Source organism: Pseudomonas sp. GL-B-12, from assembly GCF_019955895.1.
Lineage (GTDB): Bacteria > Pseudomonadota > Gammaproteobacteria > Pseudomonadales > Pseudomonadaceae > Aquipseudomonas.
On record NZ_JAHBCX010000088.1, the window covers coordinates 24,958 to 48,669 of the forward strand.

Below are 23,712 nucleotides of genomic sequence, written 5' to 3' on the forward strand. Positions count from 1 at the left end.
ATCGGCCATGTTCTTGACTCGGCCGTTTCGGTCTTCTTGACTTCAGGTTACTACCCCCGGAATTACCACCAGGACCGGCCTTGGGCTCCCGTAAAAACGGGCAGCCCGTGACGCCCCTGATCCATTCGGTCGCCCCGCATTCGGGGTAGGAGAGACGCCAGAGCGAGATACCGCCTGCGACTGCAAGGTAGACCGCCATGAAAGTTTCACTCACCCAACAAGAGATCAAAGTCGCTTTTTGCACGGTGTCGAGTTCACTGCTGCTGTGTTCCTCCATGCAAGTACAAGCCGCCACTGACGAGCAAGAAACAGCCCCGTGGTATCGTCAGGACATTCCGACACTCAGTCTGCCCACCCTCGCAGCAACCTATCCTGGTCAATTCAGCGCTCATCCCGACCTGCGCAGTTCGAACCTGACCACCGAAGACGCCGCGCCCACGACCTGGGACCAACTCTACGGCCAGCCCTCTCGCCAGGCACAAACCGATTACCTTTCCCAGGGGCTGGCCGTCCCCGGCACCAACGCACTCAAAGGCCCGGCGATCCTGACCGTGCAAAGCGCCAGCGGGCATACGCAAAGGGTCGGCCTGGTCGGCGGCATGAGCCAGCTCCAGCTCAACCACAACGGCGCGCAGATCACCCCGGCAATGTCCGACCCCAACAGCGACACGCTCAACCTCCAGGGGCAAAGCCTCGGCGCCTACTGGAGCCTGACCGGACCACAAGGCTGGTACGTCGACCTGACCGCCAGCGGTGGCCGGGTCAGCGGCTTCAGCCGCAACGGACAAGGGACCCGACAAGCCACCGAGGGCAGCGCGATGACACTGTCTGTTGAGGGTGGCTTCCCCATCGGCCTGGGCGAGAACTGGGTGATTGAACCCCAGGCGCAATTGATCAATCAGCGCATCAGCCTGGACACCCCGTATGCCGGATCCGGCAACGCGTCTTCAACTGATCTGACCTCGTGGAGCGGCCGGGTTGGCGCGCGCTTGAAAGGCAATTACGACATCAACGGCTTGCCGGTCGAACCTTACGTACGGACCAACTTGTGGCACACGGTGTACACCGGCAACACCGTCACCCTCGATCAGGTCGACAAGATCAGCAGTAGCCGTAGTTCCTCGACCGTCGAACTGGGTCTGGGCCTGGTCGTAAGAGTCACCCCAACCGTGAGCCTGTACATCAGCGCTGACTACAGCAGCGACGTGGACGACAATGACCTGAACGGGTTGATCGGCAGCCTGGGTGTGCGGATGCGCTGGTGAAAACTGGTATTTCTTACAGTTTCCACAGCATTGACGGTGATGCATTGTGATGGGCAAATCACCCTGATCGAGGCCGTCACGGATGTCTGTGGACCATGCGCATCACGGCACGCCAACCCTTGCGGTTTCAGACCCGCGTGGGCTGGCGGTCAGGACAGTTCAATACCATCGGCGGCAAGCGGCCGATGGTATTGAAGCGCGGGTGACGCATCAACGGTTCGATGCCGCCGGCAGGCCGGTGGCCAGTCGGGATCCATACCTGTTTGCCCTGGCGCAGAACGATGTCTCGGTGCCGGCCAATTTGAGCCAGGTGTTCAGTTTGTCCGCGACACCGTTATCGAGTGACAGCGTGGACGCAGGGTGGCGGGTGGCATTGCACGGTGCTGGCGGGCAACGCGTCGAGGCTTGGGACGGCCGTTGCAGCCACTCCCTCACTGAGTTCGATGTACTGCTGCGGCCGGTGGCCGTGCATGAACGTGGTGAAGATATCGCTGAGCACGTCCTTGAGCGCTTCACCTATGCGGGAGTCGATGCCGACGCCGCATCGCACAATCTGTGCGGCCAGTTGCTTCGCCATGACGACCCGGCCGGAACCCTGCACCTGCGTGAACTCGGGATCGCTGGTGCGCTGCTGCAACAGACCCGGCATTTTTTGTTGGATACCGCCCCGGTGAACTGGCCCGAGAGCGTGGCCGCTCGCGACGCGTTGCTTGAAGCGGGAGACGGCGCCACCACCTCGCAGCACTACGCCGCCAGCGGCGAGTTGCGCCAGCAAATCGATGCATTGGGTAATCGTCAACGTTTTACCTACACCGTCGCCGGCGAATTGAAGGGCACGCATCTGACCTTGGCCGGCGACGGCCAAAAAGAGCGGCCCCTGGTCAGTGATTTCCACTACAGCGCCTCCGGCCAGATTGAGTCGGAAACGGCCGGCAATGGCGTGATCACCCGCCACCGATACGATCTGGCGGACGGTCGCCTCATCGGGCTGAGCGCACATAAGGCCAACGGCACGCCGCTGCAAGACCTGAAATACCGCTACGACGCAGTCGGCAATGTACTGAGCATCGAAGACGCCGCCCAACCGATCCGCTATTTCAACAACCAGCGCATTGAGCCGATCAAGACCTATCGCTACGACACCCTCGATCAATTGATCGAAGCCACGGGTTGGGAGGCCAAAGCTGGCCATGGCGGCCCTGCCCTGCCCGACCTGCAACCCTTGCCGCTCGACCCCAACCAAGTCGTCCAATACACCCAGACTTACCATTACGACGCGGGCGGCAATCTGCTGGATTTGGTGCACGTCGGCTCTCAGGCCCATAGCCGCACCCTGACCCGCGCCCAATACAGCAACCGTTGCCTGCCAGAACACAACGGTCGTCCGCCGACCGAAGCCGAATTGGCCGGCGGATTCGATGCCAATGGCAACCTGCGTGAGTTGCAAGCGGGCCAATCGCTCGGCTGGGATTGGCGCAATCAACTGTCCACGTTGCGCCCAGTCGTCCGCGAAGTCGGCGAGGATGACTACGAACGTTATGCCTACGACGGCGGCGGCCAGCGGGTGCGCAAACTGCGTTCAAGCCAGACCAATGCCCGCACGCTGGTCAGCGAAGTGCGTTACCTGCCCGGATTGGAAATCCGCCGCCACGACGGCACGGGAGAAATCCTTCACGTGATCAATGCCAGCGCCGGCAGCAACAGCGTGCAGATGCTGCATTGGGTTGCCAAACAGCCGGAGGACATCGACAACGACCAAGCGCGCTACAGCCTCAATGATCATCTGCAATCCAGCGCGCTGGAGCTGGACCAAAACGCCGACCTGATCAGCCAGGAATGGTATTACCCGTTTGGTGGTACGGCTTGTTTCGCGGCCCGTTCGGCCACAGAAGCCAAGTACAAGACCGTGCGGTATTCGGGCAAGGAACGGGACTCGACGGGGCTTTATTACTATGGATTCCGCTATTACGCGCCGTGGTTGCAGCGGTGGATTAATCCGGATCCGGCGGGGTATGTAGATGGGATAAATTTGTATCAGTTTGTAGGTTCCGACCCTGTCAATAATGTAGATAGCGTTGGCCTGGACAAAAAACGCTGGCAGATGCTTGTCCACAAACACTTACTACCAGGCCACGGACATGTATTAAGAGGGCGCCACCTCGACTATATAGGCGAGCAAATTAACGACAGAGACAGACAACTAAAAAACTCACCCAAGTACAAAGGCATCAGATATTACAACCAACAAGAACGAGCAGACAATTTAATGACTCTAACAGTAAATAACGGATTGCTTTTCAACAATAAACAGCAACTTATCGGCTACAACGCCACCACCACATCATCCTCAAACTGGCTTAAATTGAATGCTAACTTAGGGTACGCATTAGGATTCAACGAGCAACATCAACCAGAACTTTCCATATTTAAACATACCCGCGATAAAAGGTACCACTCATCTCCTTTCTCCGGCCGCCCAGTTTTAGACGCCGGAATGATCGTAATAACGAATGGAGCGGTTTCGTTTATTGAAAACAAGAGCGGCCATTACCGACCTAAAATCGAGCAAAAATTGCACACTCTGAATTTTTTGAAAAAAGGTGGAGCGAATTTAAAAGACATATTTGTTTCAGAGCGAATCCCAGATGAACTCAAAGCCGAACCCCACATGCACCAAGAAGAACTTGAGACTTACTTCGAAAATAATCTCTACAATGCTTCAGACCTATACGAATGGAATATTCATATAGAGGAGCGACACGCACAACTCCCATCAAGCCATGTAAACACCCGTCCTACTGTCAATATTCCGTCCAAGGGCAAAAGCGGACTATCTCCATTAGAAACTTTAACTTTCAGAGATTGGGCGCAGAGAGATAAAAACGGTAGACCAGGAAAACTTCTCAAGTCTTCCCGTCTACTCGTCAATAAGAGCTAGTGGCCTTCTCAAGGTTGAGCCCGCAGGAACGATGGGTATGCTGTTTTTTGTGTCAGTGCTGACTACACAGTGATACAGATCGTGATCGCACATCAACGGAAGACTCATGCAAAACAGCAACCTCGTCAACACTACCGAGCTAATCATCGTTACTAACTGCTCGGTTACGTCTCATGGGCAACTAACCGCGCTCAATCTATTAACGCGGTAGTGAATTAACTGCTTACTCTCCTACCCCGCCGGCCTTAACATCAACACCGCCAACGGCGGCAAATTCAGCACCAACGACAACGCCTGCCCGTGGCTCGGCGTCTCCTCGGACACCGCCCCACCACTATTGCCATAATTGGAACCCGCATAGATCGACGAGTCGCTGTTGAGCACCTCGCTCCACTGCCCGGCAAACGGCACCCCGACGCGATAAGCCTCGCGTGGCACTGGGGTAAAGTTGGCCACCACCAGCAACGGTTTGCCTTCCTTGCTCCAGCGCAGCCACGCATAAACGCTGTTGATCGCGTCATCGCCGATCAGCCACTGGAAACCCTGGGGCACATCGTCCTGCTCATGCAGCGCCGGTTCTTCGCGGTACAAGCGATTGAGGTCACTCACCAGTTTCTGCACGCCCTTGTGCTCGGAGTACTGCAACAGGTACCAGTCCAGTTGCTGGTCATGGTTCCACTCGCGCCACTGGCCGAATTCGCAGCCCATGAACAGCAACTTCTTGCCCGGATGCGCCCACATGAAACTCAGGTAGGCCCGCAGGTTGGCGAATTTCTGCCAACGGTCGCCGGGCATCTTGTCGATCAGCGAGTGTTTGCCGTGCACCACTTCGTCGTGGGAGATCGGCAGGATGAAGCGCTCGGACCACGCATACACCAGGCCGAAACTCAGCTCGTTGTGGTGATGGGCGCGGTACACCGGGTCTTGCTGGATGTAATGCAGCGAATCGTGCATCCAGCCCATGTTCCATTTGTAGGCAAAGCCCAGGCCGCCCTGTTGCGTGCCCTGGCTGACACCCGGCCATGCGGTGGATTCTTCGGCGATCACCAAGGCACCGGGCGCTTCGAGGGCCACCACGTCATTGAGGTGACGCAGGAAGTCGATGGCTTCCAGGTTTTCCCGCCCGCCATGGCGGTTCGGCACCCACTCGCCGGCCTTGCGCGAGTAGTCGCGGTACAGCATCGAGGCCACCGCATCGACCCGCAGGCCGTCGACATGGAAATGCTTGAGCCAGTGCAACGCCGACGCCAGCATGTAGCCGTGCACTTCGGTGCGACCCAGGTTGTAGATCAGGGTGTCCCAGTCCTGGTGGAACCCTTCCTGCGGGTTGCCGTACTCGTAAAGCGCCGTGCCGTCGAACTGGGCCAGGCCGTGAGTATCAGTGGGGAAATGCGCCGGCACCCAATCGAGAATCACCCCGAGTTCGGCCTGGTGGCAGGCGTTGATGAACGCGGCGAATTCGTCCGGCGTGCCATAACGCGCACTCGGCGCAAATTGCGACAACAACTGATAGCCCCACGAACCGCCGAACGGGTGCTCCATGATCGGCATCAGTTCGATGTGGGTGAAGCCGAGATCTTTGACATAGGGAATCAGCCGCTCGGTCAATTCCGGCCAGGTGTACTGGCGGGCCACTTCGCCCAGGTCGTCCAGCTCACATTGCCACGAGCCGGCGTGCAATTCGTAGATCGACAATGGCGCCGTCACCCGGTGGCGGTCGCCTCGGGACAACATCCAGTCCTGGTCCTGCCAGTCGATGTTCAAGGGTGAGGCAACTTTCGAAGCGGTGTCCGGTGGCAGGCTGGTGGCCAGTGCCATCGGGTCAGCCTTCAACGGCAGAATGCCGTGGGCGCCGAGAATCTCGTATTTGTAGGCGTCCCCCGCTTGCAGGCGCGGGATGAACAACTCCCAGACACCGGTGGGGTGACGCAGGCGCATCGGGTGCCGGCGCCCGTCCCAGACGTTGAAATCGCCGACCACCGACACCCGCCGGGCATTCGGCGCCCACACCGCAAAACGCACGCCGTCGACACCGTCCACGGTTTTCAGTTGCGCACCCAGGCACGCGCTGAGGTCGCGGTGATTGCCTTCGGCAAACAGGTACAAGTCCATTTCGCCCAACAACGGGCCGAAGCTGTAAGGATCTTCTGCGGTTTGCTCGTCGCCGGCCCAATGGGTGCGCAGCAGATACGCTTGCGCACGCTGGAAATGCCCGACGAACAACCCCGGCGTCTGCGTGGCTTCAAGGTGACCGAGCTCTTCGCCGGAGTCCCTGGCCAGCACCTGCACACTCAGGGCGCCCGGCAGATACGCGCGAATGAATTGCCCGCCAGCGCCATCGGCGTGAGGGCCGAGAATGGCGAAAGGATCGATATGCTCGGCACGCACCAATGCATCGATATCCCGCGCCCTGGGTAGCAGCGCTTCTTTGTGATGACCCTGTTCCTTGTTCGAGACACTCATGACTACTCTCCACCAAGATCGGAAAAGGGTTTAAGCCCACTCAATAATCCATATAAACCGTGCAACGGCACGGGCAACCAGGCGGGGCGATTTTCCGCCTCATAGGCCACTTCATACGCCGCCTTCTCCAGACCGAACAACGCCAGTGCTGCATCCTCGCCTTCGGGATCTTGCCATGCATGGGCAAGACTAGCTGCCGCCAGCCGATAAGCGTCGACAAATGCTTGCCGCGCCTCGCTCAAGTAGCGATCGGTGACCCGCAAGCGCGCGACATCGGCCGCCGCGGTGTTATCGACGTTCTGCACATTGATCGCCATCGCCGCCGCATAGTCGAAGGAACGCAGCACGCCGCTGACATCCTTGTACGGGCTGTGTTTGCCCCGTCGTTCATGCAAAGGCCGCGCCGGTTCGCCCTCGAAGTCGATCAGGTAGGCATCGCCCTTGATCACCAGCACCTGCCCCAGATGCAGGTCGCCGTGCACACGAATGCGCAAGCCGCCCGCGGTCTTTTTGCCCAACATTTGTACATGGCCGAGGATGGTTTTCCTGTTGTCCAGCAAACGGCTGACCAGGGTCTGGTCCGCCGGGTTCAGTTGATTTTTATGCTGCTTGAGCAAATTCAGCCCGTGCTCGATTTGCGCCGCGACATCCCTTGCCGAGGCCAGCGCCTCCTTCTGCGTGGTGACCTGGGGCAAGAAGTCCGGGTTGGCACTCGGCGCCGCCAGCACCTGATGCATTTCCCCCAGGCGCTGACCGAGCATAGCGGCGAAATCTTTCAGTTCGCCGAGCGCGTTGTAATGTTGTTCTTGCTCGGACACAGCGTCGGCCAGTTCATCGCGCAGCGCCCGTTCGAGGTTGTTCTGCGTCCATTCCCAGGCGTCGCCCTGATTGCTCAGATAGCCTTGAGCGATCATCAGCAAATTGTCTTCACCCGCCCCGTCCCGGCGCACCACGGCCCCCAGCAATGGCGAAATATTGCTGAACCCGGCTTGCGTCAAGTACGCGCTCATTTCCAGTTCCGGATGCACACCGCAGGCGACCTTGCGGATCAGCTTCAGCACCAGGCTGTTGCCGATCACCACCGAGCTGTTGGACTGCTCGGCGGACAGGTAACGTACCGGCGACTCGGCATTGAGGCCGAGTTTTTCAAGCTCCGCGGTGGACTCGAAACGAATGTCGCCCTCGCTGGAGGCCAACACGGTACCGGCCTGAATGCCCTGCAATACCGCATGCACAAAGGTCTCCAGGCTGAAGGCATCGGTGATCAGACCGACCTGGCGCCCGCGCCGTACCCGCGACAACGCCAATTGCTGGGGCAACGGAGTACCGACCTGATCTTCCGAGATAAAGCCGAACGGCAACTGGTAGCGGCTGCTCTGGCCAGCGCTGGTGACATTGATCTCGCTGAACAGCACCGGGTGCTGCGGATCGCCGAACCGCACGCCATAGGCCAGTTCGACCTGTTCGATGGCAGCGTCCTTGCCCGCGAACCAGCGGCGGTTCTGTAACCAACTCGGCAGGATGCTTTGCTCCAGCGTGGTGCGTGACGGCGCTTCGAGCAGTTCCTCCATGCGTTTTTTCAGCACCAGCGTGGTGAAGTCCGGCAGGCTTTGTGCGGGCTCCACGTGCCAGCTCGGCATCTGGTTTTCCGCGGCGAGACCGAACCAGTAAAAGCCGTAGGGCGCCAACGTCAAAAGGAAATTCAGCTGGCCGATGGGCGGAAATGCGTTACCTCCAAGCATTTCCACCGGCACCATGCCGACGTAGGCCGACAAATCCAGCTCGGCGGCCTGGGCGCTGCGCGACACGTTGGCCACGCACAGAATGACTTCGTGTTTACCGTCCACCCCGGTGTATTCACGGGTGTAGGCCAGAATCCGCCGGTTGCTCGGCGACAGCATCTTCAACGTACCGCGCCCGAAGGCCTTGGATTGCTTGCGCACGGCGAGCATGCGCCGGGTCCAGTTCAACAGCGAATGGGGGTCGCCAGCCTGGGTTTCGACGTTGACCGACAGGTAGCCATATTGCGGGTCCATGATCGGCGGCAGCACCAGGCTCGCCGGGTCGGCGCGGGAGAAACCGCCGTTGCGGTCGATGGACCATTGCATCGGCGTACGCACACCGTCGCGGTCACCGAGGTAGATGTTGTCGCCCATGCCGATTTCATCGCCGTAATACAGGGTCGGCGTGCCGGGCATGGACAGCAGCAGGCTGTTGAGCAGCTCGACCCGGCGGCGGTCACGCTCCATCAGCGGCGCCAGGCGACGGCGAATCCCCAGGTTGATCCGCGCCCGGCGGTCGGCGGCGTAGTAATTCCACAGGTAGTCGCGTTCCTTGTCGGTGACCATCTCCAGGGTCAGCTCGTCGTGGTTGCGCAGGAAGATTGCCCATTGGCAGTTGGCGGGGATATCCGGGGTCTGGCGCAGAATGTCGGTAATCGGGAAGCGATCTTCCTGGGCCAGCGCCATGTACATGCGCGGCATCAACGGGAAGTGAAAGGCCATGTGGCATTCGTCGCCGTTCAGGCCTTTCTTGTCTGTGTCGCCAAAGTACAACTGGGTGTCTTCCGGCCACTGATTGGCCTCAGCCAGCAGCATGCGGTCGGGGTAGTTGGCGTCGATTTCGGCGCGGATCTTTTTCAGGACGTCGTGGGTTTCCGGCAGGTTCTCGTTATTGGTGCCGTCGCGCTCGATCAGGTAGGGAATCGCGTCCAGGCGCAAGCCGTCGATGCCCATGTCGAGCCAGTAACGCATCACCGACAGCACCGCTTTCATGACTTGCGGGTTATCGAAGTTCAGGTCGGGCTGGTGGGAGTAGAAACGGTGCCAGAAGTATTGGCCGGCAACCGGGTCCCAGGTCCAGTTGGACTTTTCGGTGTCGAGAAAGATGATGCGGGTGCCGTCGTATTTCTGATCGTCATCGGACCACACGTAGAAGTCCCGCGCCGCCGAACCGGGCTTTGCCTTGCGCGCCCGCTGGAACCAGGGGTGCTGGTCGGAGGTGTGGTTGATGACCAGCTCGGTGATCACCCGCAGGCCGCGTTTGTGCGCCTCGGCAATGAACCGCCTGGCATCGGCCATGGTGCCGTAGTCGCTGTGTACGCCGCGATATTCGGCGATGTCATAACCGTCGTCGCGCCGTGGCGAGGGATAGAACGGCAACAGCCAGATGGTGTTGACACCCAGGTCGGCGATGTAGTCGAGCTTGGCGATGAGACCGGGAAAGTCGCCAATTCCGTCGTTGTTGGAGTCGAAATACGATTTGACGTGGACTTGATAGATCACCGCGTCCTTGTACCAGAGCGGGTCCTTGATGAACGTGGCTGCCTTGGGTTTCTTCGCCATGTGAAACTCCTGGTGAATTCATCTTGGCCACAGGCTGAGAATCCCCTGTGGTGTTCTCAAGAGGCGGTAATTCTCCAAATCCCGAACGGCTGATGCGCCGGGTCGATCCGCATGAATTGCTGCTTGCCGTGCCAGGTCCAGCGATGGCCATTCATCAAGTCTTCGCCCTGGGTGCTGGCGTAGTCGGGCAAGCCCATTTCCCACAATGGCAACTCGAAGTTGGCTTCCTGCACGTTGTGCGGGTCGAGGCTGACCGCCACCAGAATGAAATTGCTGCCGTCAAAGCTGCGTTTGCCGAAGTACAGGATGTTGTCGTTCCAGGCGTTGTAGACCTTCAGACCCAGATGGGTGTGCAACGCCGGGTTCTGCCGGCGGATGCGGTTGAGTTGGGCGATCTCGGCAATGATGTTGCCCGGCGCATTGAAATCCCGTGGACGGATCTCGTACTTCTCGGAATCGAGGTATTCCTCCTTGCCCGGTACCGGCGCCGACTCGCACAACTCGAAACCCGAGTACATGCCCCACAGGCCCGAGCCCATGGTCGCTAGTACGGCGCGGATGAGGAACCCGGGGCGCCCGGATTCATGGAGGAAGGCCGGGTTGATGTCCGGTGTATTGACGAAAAAATTCGGCCGGTAGCATTCGCGCCAGGGCGACTCGTTGAGTTCGGTGAAATAAGTCGCCAGTTCGGCCTTGGTATTGCGCCAGGTGAAATAGGTGTAGCTCTGGGAATAACCGACCTTGCCCAGGCGCGCCATCATTGCCGGGGTGGTAAAGGCTTCGGCGAGGAAGATCACCTCGGGGTACAGCGCCCGTACATCGGCGATCAGCCACTGCCAGAACGGCAACGGCTTGGTGTGCGGATTATCGACGCGGAAGATCTTCACGCCCTCCTCGACCCAGCCCACTACGATGTCGCGCAGTTCCACCCACAGGCTCGGAATTGCCTCCGGGGTATAGAAGTCGACGTTGACGATGTCCTGGTATTTCTTCGGCGGGTTTTCCGCGTATTTGATCGTGCCGTCCGGCCGCCAGTTGAACCAGCCGGGGTGTTGCTTGAGCCATGGATGGTCCTGGGAGCACTGGATGGCAAAATCCAGGGCGATTTCCAGGCCATGGGCCGCGGCGGCCGCCACCAGTCGGCGGAAGTCTTCACGGCTGCCCAATTGCGAGTGAATCGCCTCGTGCCCGCCCTCCTCGCTACCAATCGCATAGGGGCTGCCCGGATCATCGGGGCCCGCCGTCAGCGAGTTGTTCGGGCCTTTGCGGTAGCTGCGCCCGATCGGGTGGATCGGCGGGAAATACAGCACGTCGAAACCCATGTCCTGGATCATCGCCAGCCGCGAATGCACGTCATTGAAGGTGCCGTGGCGGGCCGGACTGTCGGTGATCGAACGCGGGAACAATTCATACCAACTGGCGAACTGCGCCAGTTCGCGCTCCACATCCACCGGGTACTCCGGGCTCAGGCTCAGGTAGGCGCGATGATCGACGCGGGCCATGAGGTCGGCGCTACGCGGGTGCAAAAACAGTGCGATCTGCTCGGTTTCAAGCAGCCCTGACAGTTCATGGTGCAAGGCCGCCAGTTGTTCGCTGAGTAGCCCTTCGCTGCGTTCGGCGGCCTGCTGGACATGAATCCGTCCTTCCTGCAATTCCAGGCTGACGGGCACCGCCGCCGCATGCTTCTTTTCCAGCTCGTAGCAAAAACTGGCGAACTGATCGATCCAGGCTTCGATACAGAACAGATAAGGGCCCTGGCTGTCGACCCGGAACTGCCCTTGCCAACCGTTGTTGCCCAGGTCGTTCATGGCAGCGCTTTGCCAGACGTCCTCGTCTTCGGCCCGCCAGCGCACGCGAACCGCCAGCTTGTCATGCCCGTCGGCGAAGACCTTGGCCGTTACCACCACGTACTGCCCCACCACGGCCTTGACGGCGAACTGCCCGCCTTCAAGGGTCGGCATGATGTTTTCAATGACGATACGCGGCAGCAACAACGCCTGCGACAGCGGCATGTGCGGGTTGTAGCTCAACTCAGTCGGTTTTTCAGCCGTCATCGAGCCTCTCTCCTTACGCCCCATGGACGCGCTTGTGTCTGGTCGCCACCCCACCGGGCAATCCGCCCCGGGATGCACTCACTTAGGTTCCGAGCGACAGCTGCCGGGAAAGTTTCATCGGGACTCATCAGTAGCCATCCCATCCAAAAAGTGGAAGGCCGCTGTACTCCTAATCAGTAAGCAGAAACAAGGCCATCTTCATGGCATTCCCATTCCGAAGGAAAAACCCGCCCCCAACATCAAAGATCCGAACCGCTGCCTCCGGATCATTTGCTGGTCCCTCCAGCACCAGAGCAGAATCCGAGACGAAAGGTGGTGATCGACGTCCAACGGGGTAGATCCTCTGAAGGACTGTGGCAAGCGTAGCTACAGATAGTTGTAATTGCTTTTTGAAGCCGTTGACTCTGCAAGCCGAAACTACCGCCTGTCGCTTTTTTCAATAAAAATAACATTAACCAACAACGATTCTGTTTGTTTAATCCTACACCCTGGCCTACACCCCGCCACCACCCGCCCCTCACTTAGAATCAAACTAAGCATTAGTTTTTAAAAGAGAGCCGAAAATACCTGCCCCCTTAAACACATCAATCACAACTCAGAAAGCTCAAAATATTTTGTAAGACTTGTCCCTGACAACTGGATGAATACTCCTACACAGGGATATCCACCCACTTGCAGACCTCACACAAAACAACTAAATCTAACTACGCCACTCAATTCCGAGCACACAACTCGATCAGAAAAAATAAAATCGAAAACTGGACAACGTACTTTTCAGTTTCAGCAATGGATATGGAGAATCTCTTTAATGAACGATGTCATTGCCATGGACATGATCAGCTATATCGTAATTTTCTCCACGCTACTCTGTGCCTACATCATCTTTGGGATCGCCGGGTTTGGTACGGCATTGATAGCGAGTCCATTTCTGGTGCTATTCATCCCCATTGCCAAAGTCGTACCGCTGCTAGCGTTAATGGATCTGTTCGCGGCACTGGTCAACATCAGTCGGGGCGGACATAACGCTGACCAGGCCGAATTGCGGCGGTTGGTGCCGGTAATGATCCTTGGAAGCCTAATAGGCGCGGTAATATTGCTCACTACACGCCCGGAGTTCCTTCTGCCAGCACTGGGGATCTTCGTCACCGGTTACGCCCTCTATTCTCTAAGTGGTCTTAAGCCTGAGCGGACCTTCACTCCAAAGGCGGCCATCCCACTTGGCACCATCGGCGGCATTTTCAGCGCCTTGTTTGGCAGTGGCGGATTTATCTATGCGATCTATCTGAGCGGACGACTATCCAACAAAGAGTCCATGCGCATTACCCAGACCACTCTCATCGGCCTCAGCACCCTGACCCGTGTGGTTTTGTTTGCATTCGCAGGTGTGTACACGGACGCCGATTTGCTATGGCTGGCGTTGTTTCTGACCCCCAGCATGTTGATTGGCGTTACCGTCGGCCGCCGAATCACATTGAGGATGTCCAGGGAGCAGTTCCTCAAACTGATCAACGTGATTGTTCTTGTATCCGGCGTGGCCCTAATAATTCGTTTTCTTGCGACTTAAAAGTAACTTGCTTTCGATTGCAACACAGTCTTGCCAACTAACAAACGAGATCCACGTGATGAATAATATCGTGCACAACGAGATGATGACAGGTCCAGACTTTCTAAACAGCCTTGATGATGGGCGAGAAGTATACATTTACGGTCAGCGTGTAAAGAATGTCTCCGAACACCCAGCTTTTCGTAATAGTGCCTACTCACTTTCGCGCCTATATGATGCTCTGCATGCTCCGGCGACTCTTGACTTGATGACTGATATTGACCCTGATGGCTATCGCACCCATCGTTACTTTATGCCATCTCGATCCTCTGAGGATTTGTTACGTGCCCGGGATGCCATTGCTCATTGGGCACGGCTTTCATATGGATTCATGGGACGCACTCCGGACTACAAGGCCGGATTTACTGCGACTTTGCGCTCAGATCCCCATCTATACGAGCCATTTAAAGACAATGCCTTATCGTGGTATCAGAAAAGCGCACGAAAGGTTCTGTTCCTCAACCATGTACTGGTCAATCCACCGATTGGCCGTGCACACAGTGCCGCTCAGATGCGCGATATCTATTTGCATGTAGAAAAAGAAACGGACGCGGGCATGATTGTGCGCGGTGTCAAGATGGTTGCAACGAGCGCCGCATTGTCCAATGCAACCTTCGTCGCCCAAAACAGCGCCACTCATTACCAAGCTGGCGCGGAAGAAGATTTCGCCCTGTGTTTTATACTGCCAATGAACGCACCCAACCTTAAAATCATGTGTCGCCGTTCTTACGAAGCGGCATCCTTGAGTCCATTCGATCATCCCCTCTCAAGTCGTTTCGATGAAAACGATTCGGTACTGATCTTCGACGGCGTTTTGGTTCCCTGGGAAAACGTGCTTATTTACCGCGACATTGAGCGCGCTCGCAGTTTCTACGGGGCTTCAGGTTTTTTGAATCGCTATCCGCTGCAATCCGGTACCCGCCTGGCGGTCAAGATGGACTTCATTTGTGGCCTGCTGGCCAAGGTACTGGCATCAAACGGATCTTCCGAGTTTCGCGGGGTGCGAACGCGTTTTGCAGAAATAGTCGCACTGCGCAACATGTTATGGATGCTGACCGAGAATTTGTGCCAGTCCCCTGAAGTACGGAAAGACCAGTCAGTAGTTCCACGTCTTGAAGCCGCAGCCACAGTCCGCTATTTCGGGACGCAGATCATGAGTCAACTCAAACCGATCTTCAACACGATACTGGGCGGTGCGCCAATCATGCAGGTGGCTAGTTGGTTGGACATGGCCAACCCTCAAATACGGCCTTTGATTGACGGCTACTACCAGGGTAACCATCAAAGCGCCTCAGAACGCATGAAACTCATCAAGCTTCTTTGGGACGCGCTAGGCAGTGAGTTTGCGGGCCGCCACGAACTCTATGAACACAACTACGCCGGCAACAACGAGCAGGTACGTCTCGACATGTTGCGTCATTGCGAATCCATAGGCGTCATGGACCAGTGCAAGGCACTGGTCGATCAATGTCTTGATGATTATGACGAGACTGGTTGGAAAGCTCCCGGCTGGCAATTCAATCCTCTTCAAACCGAAACTCGCTGAAATCCAACGACATCGGACGGCTCCTAATTGCGGCGCCGGCCCCTGCGTGCATGAATACAGGAGATATCGATGATCTACACCAGCCAATGGAATCGTGACGAAATCGACTACCAAGCTTTACTGGGACAATGGCATGTAGTGTGCCCAAGTACGGAGGTCGGCTCGGAACACCCCAAGGCAGCACGTTTGCTGGGCAACGATTTGGTGCTTTGGCGCGACGACAAAGGTCAGGTGCATGCCTGGAAAGACTACTGCGGACACCGTGGAGCACGTTTGTCGCTCGGACAGATTAAGCAGGGAGAGATCGAGTGCCCATATCATGGGTGGCGCTACAACCCTAAAGGGGAATGTACGCGCGTGCCAGCGCACCCAGAGCGAAGCGGACCCGCTTCACAACGCCTCGTTTATCGTCATCATGCCCAGGAACGCTTTGGCTACATATGGGTCAGTTTGGAGACACCGCAGCGACCGCTACCGGAGTTTTCACAATGGGATGATGTCAACTATCGAAAAATTTACGCCGGCCCCTATCACTACAAAGCGAATGCATTACGGTCGGTGGAAAACTTTATCGACGCGTCGCACTTTCCCTTCGTCCACGCCAACCTCAATGGCTTGCCGGATGCTCCAGAACCGTTGAAGAAATACAGTGTCCACGAAGATGAGCGCGGCTTGCACTCTTCTGAAATTTGCGTTTTCCAGCCTTATGGCGACCATCGAGGAATACCAATTAACGCGCGCTATACCTATTCGGTATTTAATCCCACCACTGCTTACTTTATGAAAAAGTCCGGCGAGACCGAGCGCTTCAGCACCTTTTTCAACGCCACACCCGTAGACGAAGCGCAATGCATCATCTGGCTGATCGTGGCCATTAACTTCGGCGCTGATCTCAGCCTAGAGCAAATTCTGTCACGCCAGAATATGGTTTTCGAGCAGGACCGGCGCATTGTCGAATCCCAGCGCCCCGCTCGGCTTCCTCTGGATACTCATGCCGAAATGCACGTTTTGAGCGATCGTATGGGGCTGGAGTATCGCCGCTGGATTAAAGCGCTCGGTGAGGCCGCTTCGCTTAAAAGTCTCAAACGTAAGATCAAAACCGTTTCAATCTAACAAGGACTGTTTTCCATGACCTTAGAATCTTTGCAATTTTTGACAAGTCGGGAATCCAATGCCCGTACATACGCAAACAACATTCCCAGAATACTAAGTTATGGCGCTGGCGCAGAGGTGGTTGACAGCGATGGCCGCCGCTACCTCGATTGCTTGGCATGTGCGGGTGCACTGCCACTCGGGCACAATCACCCATTTGTTCAAGCCCGTGTCATGGCTTTTCTGAAATCTGGCCAGCTACAACAGGCTCTGGATATTGCCACCCCGGCGAAAATAGGCTTCGTGCGCGAGCTTTTCGAGGTACTCCCGCCGGCATTTGCTATGCAAGCAAAATTCCAGCTCTGTGGCCCTACTGGCGCAGATGCGGTCGAAGCGTCCCTCAAACTGTTCAAGACCGCCACTGGACGTCGCTCGGTTATCGTTTTTCAGGGTGCCTACCACGGCATGACACATGGCACCTTGGGCATGATGGGTAATCTGGCGCCCAAACAATCAATTAGCGGTCTACCGGGAGAGGTGCATTTTCTACCTTATCCCTATGCCTTTCGCAGTCCATTCGGTCCGGGCATTTGCGCCGATGAAACTGAGCGTCTAAGTCTAGCCTGTCTCGAAAACGTACTAAGCGATCCTGAAAGCGGAATTAGCAAACCAGCGATGGTGTTGCTGGAGGCCATTCAAGGAGAAGGCGGTTGCATTCCCGCCAGTGCCCATTGGCTCCGTCAGGTGAGGGAAATCACCGAGCGCCATCAAGTACCTTTAGTGTTGGACGAAATTCAGAGCGGGATCGGCCGTAGCGGCGACATCTTCGCTTTTCAGCAATCCGATATCATCCCTGATGCAATTTTGTTATCCAAAGCCATCGGCGGCGGTTATCCCTTGTCGTTATTGCTTTATCGAGAGCAGTACGATCAGTGGAAGCCCGGTGCCCACGCTGGCACGTTCAGGGGCAATCAAATTGCATTGGTCAGCGGTGCCGCGACGCTTGAGTTCATTCGCGAAGAGAGCCTGCTGGAACATGTCCGTACCGTTGGCGACCAACTACGCGACGGCCTGCTACAGCTCAAAAGCCAACATGCGTGTATCGGTGACGTACGCGGTCGAGGATTAATGCAGGGAATGGAGTTGATCGATCCGAATGGTCAGGTCGACTCTCAAGGACATCCTCAAGCAGCGGGCACCTTGGCGGCCAACGTGAAGCGCGCTTGTCTTGAGGAAGGTTTACTTATAGAAACTGGCGGTCGCCATGGAGCGGTGCTGCGCTTTCTCCCTCCATTGGTGATTAGCAGCCTGCAAGTCGAGCAGATACTAGACCGCATGGACAGGGTCCTTTCCAAACAAAATTACTCGGCTGCGCCGGTCATATCTACGGTCAAAATGACGGAGGTGCAGGTATGACGTCCCCCGCCTCAATAGTCGATGTGTTCGGCATCGGATTCGGACCCGCGAATATCGCATTGGCGATTGCTTTGGAGGAGTTGGCTCCGCATCTGCGGGTAGCTTTTGTCGAGAAACGTCCGGGGCCGTTCTGGCAGCCCAATATGATGTTGCCTGGCTCGGACATTCAGAATCATCCGCTTCGCGACCTAGTCACGCCGCGTAATCCGCGTAGTCGTTATACTTTCACCAATTTCTTGTTCGAGCACAACCGGCTTTATGAACACCTGAATCTACCCTTGCACTATCCATTGCGCGCCGAGTATGCCCAGTACGTCAGCTGGGCTGCAGGGTTCTTCGGCGACCGCGTACTTTATGGTTGCAAAGCGCAATCAGTCGAAGCGATTTGCGCCTCTGAAGGCACCAGCCCCCATTTCAAGGTGCGCTGCAGCGAAGGTCGGGTATTCCATGCCCGGTCTCTGGTAGTTGCACCCGGACGTACACCCCATATCCCGGCGCCTTTCGTGGGCCTGAATGATGTACGCGTACGCCATCTCAACGACTACTTGCCAGCTGTTGCGGCGGGCATAGCGGCAACGGCGGGGCAATGTCGCGTCGCTGTAATTGGCGGCAGCCAGAGCGCTGTGGAAATTCTGCTTCATGCCAGCGAGCAATCCGGAGTATGCGAAGTCGTAGGGTTTACGCGCAATTTTGGCTTCCGCCAGAAGGACACCAGCCCATTCTCCGAAGAAGTTTATTTCCCCTCGTTCGTCGACACTTTTTATCACGCTCTCCCCAATCACAAAGAACGGCTACGTCAGGAACTCGTGAACACCAATTACTCATCCGCCGACATTGATGTCTTGAATCAGTTATATGTGCGCCGGTACGAGCAAACGTTGCTTGGAGAAAACCGTTTACAACTGCGCATGTGCGAAGAAATTCAAGCTTGCAGTCCATCGGCGACAGGTGTGGAAATTGAAAGTCGCCACTTCCTGGATGGGAGCACCCATCGACAGAGCTTCGACTTGATTATTCTTGCCACCGGCTTTCTCGATCTCGGTGGAGGCGATCGACAAGAACCCTTTCCGCCAGTATTGGAGTTGCTCGCTGCCGATAATCAACTGAGTGAATTGTCTATTGCACGCGACTATCGGATCGATCTGGTTGAGGGACTACCTGCTTACCTTAACGGGTTATGCGAGTCGTCCCACGGCATGGGCGACGCGGGATCGTTCAGTCTGCTCGCATTGCGCTCGAAGACCATTGTTCAATCACTCGCCAGACAACTGGGACCAGCAGATCTAACGCACCATACTTAACCAAGGTTTGCGCGAACTCTTGGTCACCCCATATCGCAGGCACAGATGGACTGTCGACCTATGTATACCGGGCTGGTGTCGTTTGAAAGTGACGTAATCTTTCGATGCCGGGAAACGTGACCTACAGGCGGAGCCAAAGGGTTAGCTAAGTCAGCGCAAATGGTGATTGCACTGCATCACCACAAACAATGCCAAGAGTATTCGCGCTTTAGTTCCTTTTTCCTCCTAGAGGACATACCTATGGCTACTTGCCCGTTTCATTATCCACAACACCGCTCTACCGATCAGCGATTGATTGATCGCTTCATCGATACCTTTCCCTTGGCAACGATTACATCCCAACAGGAAGGCCGATTGATATCCAGTCATATTCCGCTATTGCGTCAGCCCGATGGTTCGCTGTTCGGACACGTCGATGTCAGAAATCCACAGTTCAATACAACGTCGTGCCTTAGTTGCCAGATAATATTCATGGGGCCGTCGGCTTACATCCCCCCCACGCCTACGTTTCCCAACAACTGCCAACCTGGAACTACCTGGCTGTACATATGCAGGCACAGGTTTCCGTATCGAGTAGCCCCAGCCAGAACATCGACATATTGCAGCGCACCGCCGAGCGTCTGGCAGCACAGGAAGCGGATTATCGAGTCGATCCCAACGACCCACGAGTCGTAACCAACCTACGCAATATCCGGAGCCTTGAGATTCATCCAGAACATATTGAAGGACGCTTCAAACTCTCTCAGGACAAAGCCACCGCTGACGTCTCCGCGGCCCTCGAATGGCTGCTATCCAACCACTTAAACGAGCATCGGGAATTACTCGCCGATCTCCTTTCAACGACATTCGCACACATGTCAAGTTGAGGTTAGCCATGCCCATAGTCCGAATAGAAGATCCGGTCCAGCGTGATGCGGTCACCCGACGCGCAGTTATCGAAACGGTTTATCGTTGCCTGAAGCAGGTGTTGAAAGTTAGTAGAGAAGAACTACAGGCGCGCTATCACACCTATGACGCAAAGGACTTTCGCGCGCCGGGTGACCGCACCGAATTCATCCTCGTAGAGATAACACTGTTCAAGGGGCGCAAGCTGGAAACCAAGCGTCGGCTTTATCAAACCATCTGTGAAGCGCTGACAGAACAACTCAGCCTCCCTGCTCAGTCGGTGTTGATTTTACTGAATGAACATGACGCTGAAAATTGGGGGATGCGAGGCGGGCAGCCGGCATGCGAAATCGATTTTGGATATTTGATCGAGATTTGACTGTGAAGGCGGCGGCCCTTTAAGCAAGAAAGAAAAACCACAAAACCAAGAACCTCTGTGGTTTTCTGTTGCTCGGCAACACCTGTCAGCGGCGAAATAAAGTCGGCACCAAATCCTCCCACAGCAGTCAACCAACTTAAGCACGACTCACGCCATGTGCCACCGCAGGCTGAACAATGAACAATCCGTTCCCGGCTGAAACCCCCGATCCCAACATCGACAACCCGGTGATACCGCCGACCGAACCGCAGCCGGTGCCCGAACAGGATCCACCCGGCACCAACCCGCCGCCAAGGAAAGAACCACCAACGACGATACCGCCGGTGATTGTGAATCCTGAATGACAACAATTGATCGTTCCTGCGTCGAAACCAGGGACGATCATAAAAATGAATGACACTTCCCAAGAACGCGTAGTACCGGTCCTGAAGCGGCAATTCTGCCCTCCCGACACTTTACGAAACTGACATCCCTCGCCTTATATGGCCATCACTCCATTAGCCTTGCGTGTGGCCAGCCATGAACACTTTTTTCCCCAGCCTCTACGAATTCACAAACACAGCGAGCGCACAGCACCACGCGCTCAACCGTGAACGACCAATCGACGGCTGGCCTTCCTTTGAAAATATTCAACTACGAATTTCTTTGCTTCGAAGCCGAGCGCAACACGGCAGAACAAACCACCAAAAGCTCAATAATCAAGGATCTGGAGAGTCATCTGCTGCAGGGTGAAATTGACTACAGCCAGCACGAACTCTCAGAAACGAAGATCAACGAGCAGGAATCAGGTCGTGAAACAACTCACGCGGACAAGGTGGAGCCCTGATCAGCAGGAGTTGCCGAAGGCTGCGCCTACGGAACGTGATCCTTGTCGATCAGCTTCACAATCCCCGGCATCACACTGAACACCCCCAGCGCCAACAACGTACTGAGCACCGCCGTCGCCTCGCGGCCCAGCCCGGCCGCGACGCCGATGGCGGCGGTCATCCACAGGCCGGCGGCGGTGGTCAGGCCTTTGACGTGGCCTTCATCGCCTTCGTGGTTCTTCAGGATAGTGCCAGCCCCCAGGAAGCCGACCCCGGCAATCACGCCCTGCACTACCCGGCTCATGGCATCGGCCTGCGAGCCGGACATCTGCGGCACCAACACGAACAGCGCCGCTCCCATCGCCACGAGCATGTGGGTGCGTACGCCGGCGGCCTTGCCCTGGTGTTCGCGCTCGAACCCGAGAATCCCGCCCAGCAAGGCAGCCATCAACAGGCGCACGGTCACTCGCGTCAGTTGCGAGGCATCGGCGATGTCGGCGAACTCGGCTTGCAGGGTCACCCAGACTTCGTGCCACCAGGCGTTCATGGGGTTGTCCTTGTGAGAGGGCCATGGAAGGTGGACCGCAGCGACCATTAATCGGTTGCACAGAACGATGACCGGCGGTTGCGGCCTGAAACTTTAGATTCCACTGAAAAAAAGGATTCCGCCGTGACCGTGCGCATCGAGAACCAGACCTGCTTTTTCACCACCGAAAATGGCGAACTCATTCGTCTGTGTCCCGACGTGACCATCATCACCGACGGTGCCAAAGCCATGTCGGCAGTGGACATCGAAGGCGAGCGCATCTACATCACGGAAGCCGAGGCCGACGCCTTGACCGTCGCAGGCGCGGTGGATGGACGCCGGCACTTGAAAGCCACCGACCGTGGTTCGGTGATTTGACCGGGATTGATCCGCACTTGCCGCCCCTGTTTTGCAAAGGCCCACGGGGCCAGCAGCGACGGCTGCTTCAAGTTGTCGCAGGCCATGCAGGAACGGCCATCTGATCCGCTTTTTAATGCAATACCTGAGTCTGTTATGCAAACAGATCGCCGCTCATAGTGCTCATGCCTGATGGAGGCTGATGAGCGAAAGACCATGAGCGAGAGAATCCCCGTCCGAACCGTAGAAACATTCGAGCCTTCGCGTCCCAGGATGAAGGCCAGATCCAGCGACAGCCTGATCCACACCCGCAGCTTCACCGGACTGTTCCGCAATCTGCGCATCAGCGGCGCGGGTTTTCTGTTCTTGCTGTTTTTCGGCACCGTGTGGTTGAACTGGGGCGGTCGCCAGGCGGTGCTCTGGGACCTTTCGGAAAGCAAATTCCATATCTTCGGCGCGACCTTCTGGCCGCAGGATTTCATTCTGCTCTCGGCGCTGTTGATCATTGCTGCGTTCGGCCTGTTTGCGATCACCGTGTTCGCGGGCCGGGTCTGGTGCGGCTACACCTGCCCGCAAAGTTCGTGGACGTGGATCTTCATGTGGTGCGAGAAGATCACCGAGGGCGAACGCAACCAGCGGATCAAGTTGCAAGCCGCGCCGTGGGGCCTGAACAAGCTGATGCGTCGCTCGGCCAAGCACACCTTGTGGCTGGCCATCAGCCTGCTGACCGGCCTGACGTTCGTCGGCTACTTCACGCCGATCCGGCCGTTGGCCGAAGAGCTGCTGTCCTTTCAAATGAGCGGCGTCAGCCTGTTCTGGGTGTTGTTTTTTACCGGTGCCACGTACATCAATGCCGGTTGGCTGCGTGAAGCGGTGTGCATGCACATGTGCCCCTACGCGCGGTTCCAAAGCGTGATGTTCGACAAGGACACCCTGACCATTTCCTACGACGTGGCCCGAGGCGAAAACCGTGGCCCGCGCAAACGCGAGGTCAAGCCCGCCGAAGTGGGTTTGGGCGATTGCATCGATTGCCAGCTCTGCGTACAAGTCTGCCCGACCGGCATCGATATCCGCGATGGCTTGCAGATGGAATGCATCGGTTGCGCCGCGTGCATCGACGCCTGTGATTCGATCATGGACAAGATGGGCTACGCCCCTGGATTGATCAGCTACACGTCCGAGCATCAGTTGCAGGGTGGCAAGACACACCTGTTGCGTCCGCGACTGATCGGCTACACCGCCGTGCTGCTGGTGATGATCGCAGCCCTGGTGGTGGCGCTGGTGGAACGGCCGATGGTGTCGCTCGACGTCAGCAAGGACCGGGGCCTGTTCCGCGAGAACAGCCAGGGGCAGATCGAAAACATCTACAGTCTGAAGGTGATCAACAAAACCCAGCAGCGTCAGGACTATCAATTGAGCCTGGTGGATGCCGATGGTTTCGAGTTGCGGGGCAAGACCGGGTTGAGCCTGGCGCCGGGGGAGATTGTCGATGTGCCGGTGTCGGTGGCGATGCTCACGGAGCGTCCGGCCAGCAGTTCGCAGAGCATCAACTTCAAGGTGGTCGACAGCGATGAGCCTGACGTCTACAGCGTGGCGAAGAGCCGGTTTGTTGCACCGATGAATCGCTGAGCCTTTAAGATGCTGACCTTGGTGAGTTGTGGTCCCCTGTGGCGAGGGGGCTTGCCCCCGTTCGGCTGCGCAGCAGTCGTAATGCCTGAGTACCAAATCTATCTGTAT

At 56.9% G+C, this 23,712-nt stretch carries 17 protein-coding genes and 1 pseudogene; 14 read left to right on the forward strand and 4 right to left on the reverse strand.

Annotated elements, in window-relative coordinates; all coding sequences use genetic code 11:
• The first annotated feature begins 197 nt into the window (after positions 1-197).
• Together KGA85_RS30555 and KGA85_RS30560 are read left to right on the forward strand one after the other, a co-directional pair.
• Positions 198-1,265 (forward strand): autotransporter outer membrane beta-barrel domain-containing protein, encoded by a 1,068-nt coding sequence (locus tag KGA85_RS30555; protein ID WP_223532029.1) that lies wholly within the window; start codon positions 198-200, stop codon positions 1,263-1,265.
• A gap of 82 nt (positions 1,266-1,347) precedes the next feature.
• Positions 1,348-4,203 (forward strand): RHS repeat domain-containing protein, encoded by a 2,856-nt coding sequence (locus KGA85_RS30560; RefSeq protein WP_223461105.1) that lies wholly within the window; start codon positions 1,348-1,350, stop codon positions 4,201-4,203.
• A gap of 231 nt (positions 4,204-4,434) precedes the next feature.
• On the opposite strand, the gene glgB is transcribed toward KGA85_RS30560, so the two are convergent.
• From glgB to KGA85_RS30575, 3 genes are read right to left on the reverse strand one after another with little or no spacing between them, the layout of a single operon-like run.
• Positions 4,435-6,666, reverse strand: a complete 2,232-nt coding sequence (gene glgB / locus KGA85_RS30565) for a 1,4-alpha-glucan branching protein GlgB (protein ID WP_223532031.1) — start codon at positions 6,664-6,666, stop codon at positions 4,435-4,437.
• Positions 6,667-6,668: 2 nt separating this feature from the next.
• Positions 6,669-10,010, reverse strand: a complete 3,342-nt coding sequence (gene treS, locus KGA85_RS30570; protein WP_223461101.1) for a maltose alpha-D-glucosyltransferase — start codon at positions 10,008-10,010, stop codon at positions 6,669-6,671.
• Positions 10,011-10,066: 56 nt separating this feature from the next.
• On the reverse strand, positions 10,067-12,064 hold the full coding sequence (locus KGA85_RS30575; RefSeq protein WP_223532033.1) for an alpha-1,4-glucan--maltose-1-phosphate maltosyltransferase: 1,998 nt from the start codon (positions 12,062-12,064) through the stop codon (positions 10,067-10,069).
• 808 nt (positions 12,065-12,872) lie between these two features.
• Here KGA85_RS30575 and KGA85_RS30580 point away from each other — a divergent pair.
• The 10 genes and pseudogenes from KGA85_RS30580 to KGA85_RS30620 all read left to right on the forward strand — a co-directional run bounded on the left by KGA85_RS30580 (position 12,873) and on the right by KGA85_RS30620 (position 21,112).
• Positions 12,873-13,628: a sulfite exporter TauE/SafE family protein gene (locus tag KGA85_RS30580; protein ID WP_223461097.1), complete on the forward strand. Its 756-nt coding sequence runs from the start codon at positions 12,873-12,875 to the stop codon at positions 13,626-13,628.
• A gap of 58 nt (positions 13,629-13,686) precedes the next feature.
• Positions 13,687-15,213 carry a 4-hydroxyphenylacetate 3-hydroxylase family protein gene (locus KGA85_RS30585; RefSeq protein ID WP_223461095.1) on the forward strand — a complete coding sequence of 509 codons (1,527 nt, stop codon included), beginning with the start codon at positions 13,687-13,689 and terminating at the stop codon, positions 15,211-15,213.
• 69 nt (positions 15,214-15,282) lie between these two features.
• Positions 15,283-16,326, forward strand: a complete 1,044-nt coding sequence (locus KGA85_RS30590) for an aromatic ring-hydroxylating oxygenase subunit alpha (protein ID WP_223461094.1) — start codon at positions 15,283-15,285, stop codon at positions 16,324-16,326.
• A gap of 15 nt (positions 16,327-16,341) precedes the next feature.
• Positions 16,342-17,721, forward strand: coding sequence for a diaminobutyrate--2-oxoglutarate transaminase family protein (locus KGA85_RS30595; protein ID WP_223461092.1), 1,380 nt, complete (start codon positions 16,342-16,344; stop codon positions 17,719-17,721).
• Positions 17,718-19,022: a SidA/IucD/PvdA family monooxygenase gene (locus tag KGA85_RS30600; protein WP_223532037.1), complete on the forward strand. Its 1,305-nt coding sequence runs from the start codon at positions 17,718-17,720 to the stop codon at positions 19,020-19,022. The genes KGA85_RS30595 and KGA85_RS30600 overlap by 4 nt, the downstream gene beginning before the upstream one ends.
• Positions 19,023-19,262: 240 nt before the next feature.
• Positions 19,263-19,505 (forward strand): annotated as a pseudogene (locus tag KGA85_RS31545) (FMN-binding negative transcriptional regulator); the annotation flags it as partial.
• A complete protein-coding gene (locus tag KGA85_RS30605; RefSeq protein ID WP_263287175.1) occupies positions 19,478-19,888 on the forward strand; it encodes an FMN-binding negative transcriptional regulator in 411 nt (136 codons plus the stop codon). The pseudogene KGA85_RS31545 and the gene KGA85_RS30605, both read left to right, overlap by 28 nt.
• 8 nt (positions 19,889-19,896) lie before the next feature.
• A complete protein-coding gene (locus KGA85_RS30610; RefSeq protein ID WP_223461088.1) occupies positions 19,897-20,286 on the forward strand; it encodes a tautomerase family protein in 390 nt (129 codons plus the stop codon).
• A gap of 176 nt (positions 20,287-20,462) precedes the next feature.
• The gene (locus KGA85_RS30615; RefSeq protein WP_223532039.1) at positions 20,463-20,630 is read left to right on the forward strand and encodes a hypothetical protein; all 168 of its coding nucleotides are present in this window, start codon (positions 20,463-20,465) and stop codon (positions 20,628-20,630) included.
• Between the two features lie 245 nt (positions 20,631-20,875).
• On the forward strand, positions 20,876-21,112 hold the full coding sequence (locus KGA85_RS30620) for a hypothetical protein (RefSeq protein WP_223461085.1): 237 nt from the start codon (positions 20,876-20,878) through the stop codon (positions 21,110-21,112).
• Positions 21,113-21,138: 26 nt separating this feature from the next.
• Here KGA85_RS30620 and KGA85_RS30625 read toward each other — a convergent pair whose 3' ends face one another.
• The gene (locus KGA85_RS30625) at positions 21,139-21,639 is read right to left on the reverse strand and encodes an MgtC/SapB family protein (protein ID WP_223461083.1); all 501 of its coding nucleotides are present in this window, start codon (positions 21,637-21,639) and stop codon (positions 21,139-21,141) included.
• Positions 21,640-21,762: 123 nt separating this feature from the next.
• Here KGA85_RS30625 and KGA85_RS30630 point away from each other — a divergent pair, with 123 nt between their 5' ends.
• Positions 21,763-21,996: a DUF3203 family protein gene (locus KGA85_RS30630; protein ID WP_223461081.1), complete on the forward strand. Its 234-nt coding sequence runs from the start codon at positions 21,763-21,765 to the stop codon at positions 21,994-21,996.
• A gap of 195 nt (positions 21,997-22,191) precedes the next feature.
• Positions 22,192-23,604, forward strand: a complete 1,413-nt coding sequence (gene ccoG / locus KGA85_RS30635; RefSeq protein WP_223532041.1) for a cytochrome c oxidase accessory protein CcoG — start codon at positions 22,192-22,194, stop codon at positions 23,602-23,604.
• Positions 23,605-23,712: the final 108 nt, after the last annotated feature.

What these genes read in the sequence shown, in the direction of transcription:
- KGA85_RS30575 (WP_223532033.1), bottom strand. Translation starts at nt 12,064, where the DNA reads ATGACGGCTGAAAAACCGACTGAGTTGAGCTACAACCCGCACATGCCG.
- KGA85_RS30585 (WP_223461095.1), top strand. Translation starts at nt 13,687, where the DNA reads ATGAATAATATCGTGCACAACGAGATGATGACAGGTCCAGACTTTCTA.
- KGA85_RS30625 (WP_223461083.1), bottom strand. Translation starts at nt 21,639, where the DNA reads ATGAACGCCTGGTGGCACGAAGTCTGGGTGACCCTGCAAGCCGAGTTC.
- KGA85_RS30580 (WP_223461097.1), top strand. Translation starts at nt 12,873, where the DNA reads ATGAACGATGTCATTGCCATGGACATGATCAGCTATATCGTAATTTTC.
- KGA85_RS30555 (WP_223532029.1), top strand. Translation starts at nt 198, where the DNA reads ATGAAAGTTTCACTCACCCAACAAGAGATCAAAGTCGCTTTTTGCACG.
- KGA85_RS30600 (WP_223532037.1), top strand. Translation starts at nt 17,718, where the DNA reads ATGACGTCCCCCGCCTCAATAGTCGATGTGTTCGGCATCGGATTCGGA.
- KGA85_RS30615 (WP_223532039.1), top strand. Translation starts at nt 20,463, where the DNA reads ATGAACAATCCGTTCCCGGCTGAAACCCCCGATCCCAACATCGACAAC.
- glgB (WP_223532031.1), bottom strand. Translation starts at nt 6,666, where the DNA reads ATGAGTGTCTCGAACAAGGAACAGGGTCATCACAAAGAAGCGCTGCTA.
- KGA85_RS30595 (WP_223461092.1), top strand. Translation starts at nt 16,342, where the DNA reads ATGACCTTAGAATCTTTGCAATTTTTGACAAGTCGGGAATCCAATGCC.
- ccoG (WP_223532041.1), top strand. Translation starts at nt 22,192, where the DNA reads ATGAGCGAGAGAATCCCCGTCCGAACCGTAGAAACATTCGAGCCTTCG.
- KGA85_RS30590 (WP_223461094.1), top strand. Translation starts at nt 15,283, where the DNA reads ATGATCTACACCAGCCAATGGAATCGTGACGAAATCGACTACCAAGCT.
- KGA85_RS30560 (WP_223461105.1), top strand. Translation starts at nt 1,348, where the DNA reads ATGTCTGTGGACCATGCGCATCACGGCACGCCAACCCTTGCGGTTTCA.
- treS (WP_223461101.1), bottom strand. Translation starts at nt 10,010, where the DNA reads ATGGCGAAGAAACCCAAGGCAGCCACGTTCATCAAGGACCCGCTCTGG.
- KGA85_RS30610 (WP_223461088.1), top strand. Translation starts at nt 19,897, where the DNA reads ATGCCCATAGTCCGAATAGAAGATCCGGTCCAGCGTGATGCGGTCACC.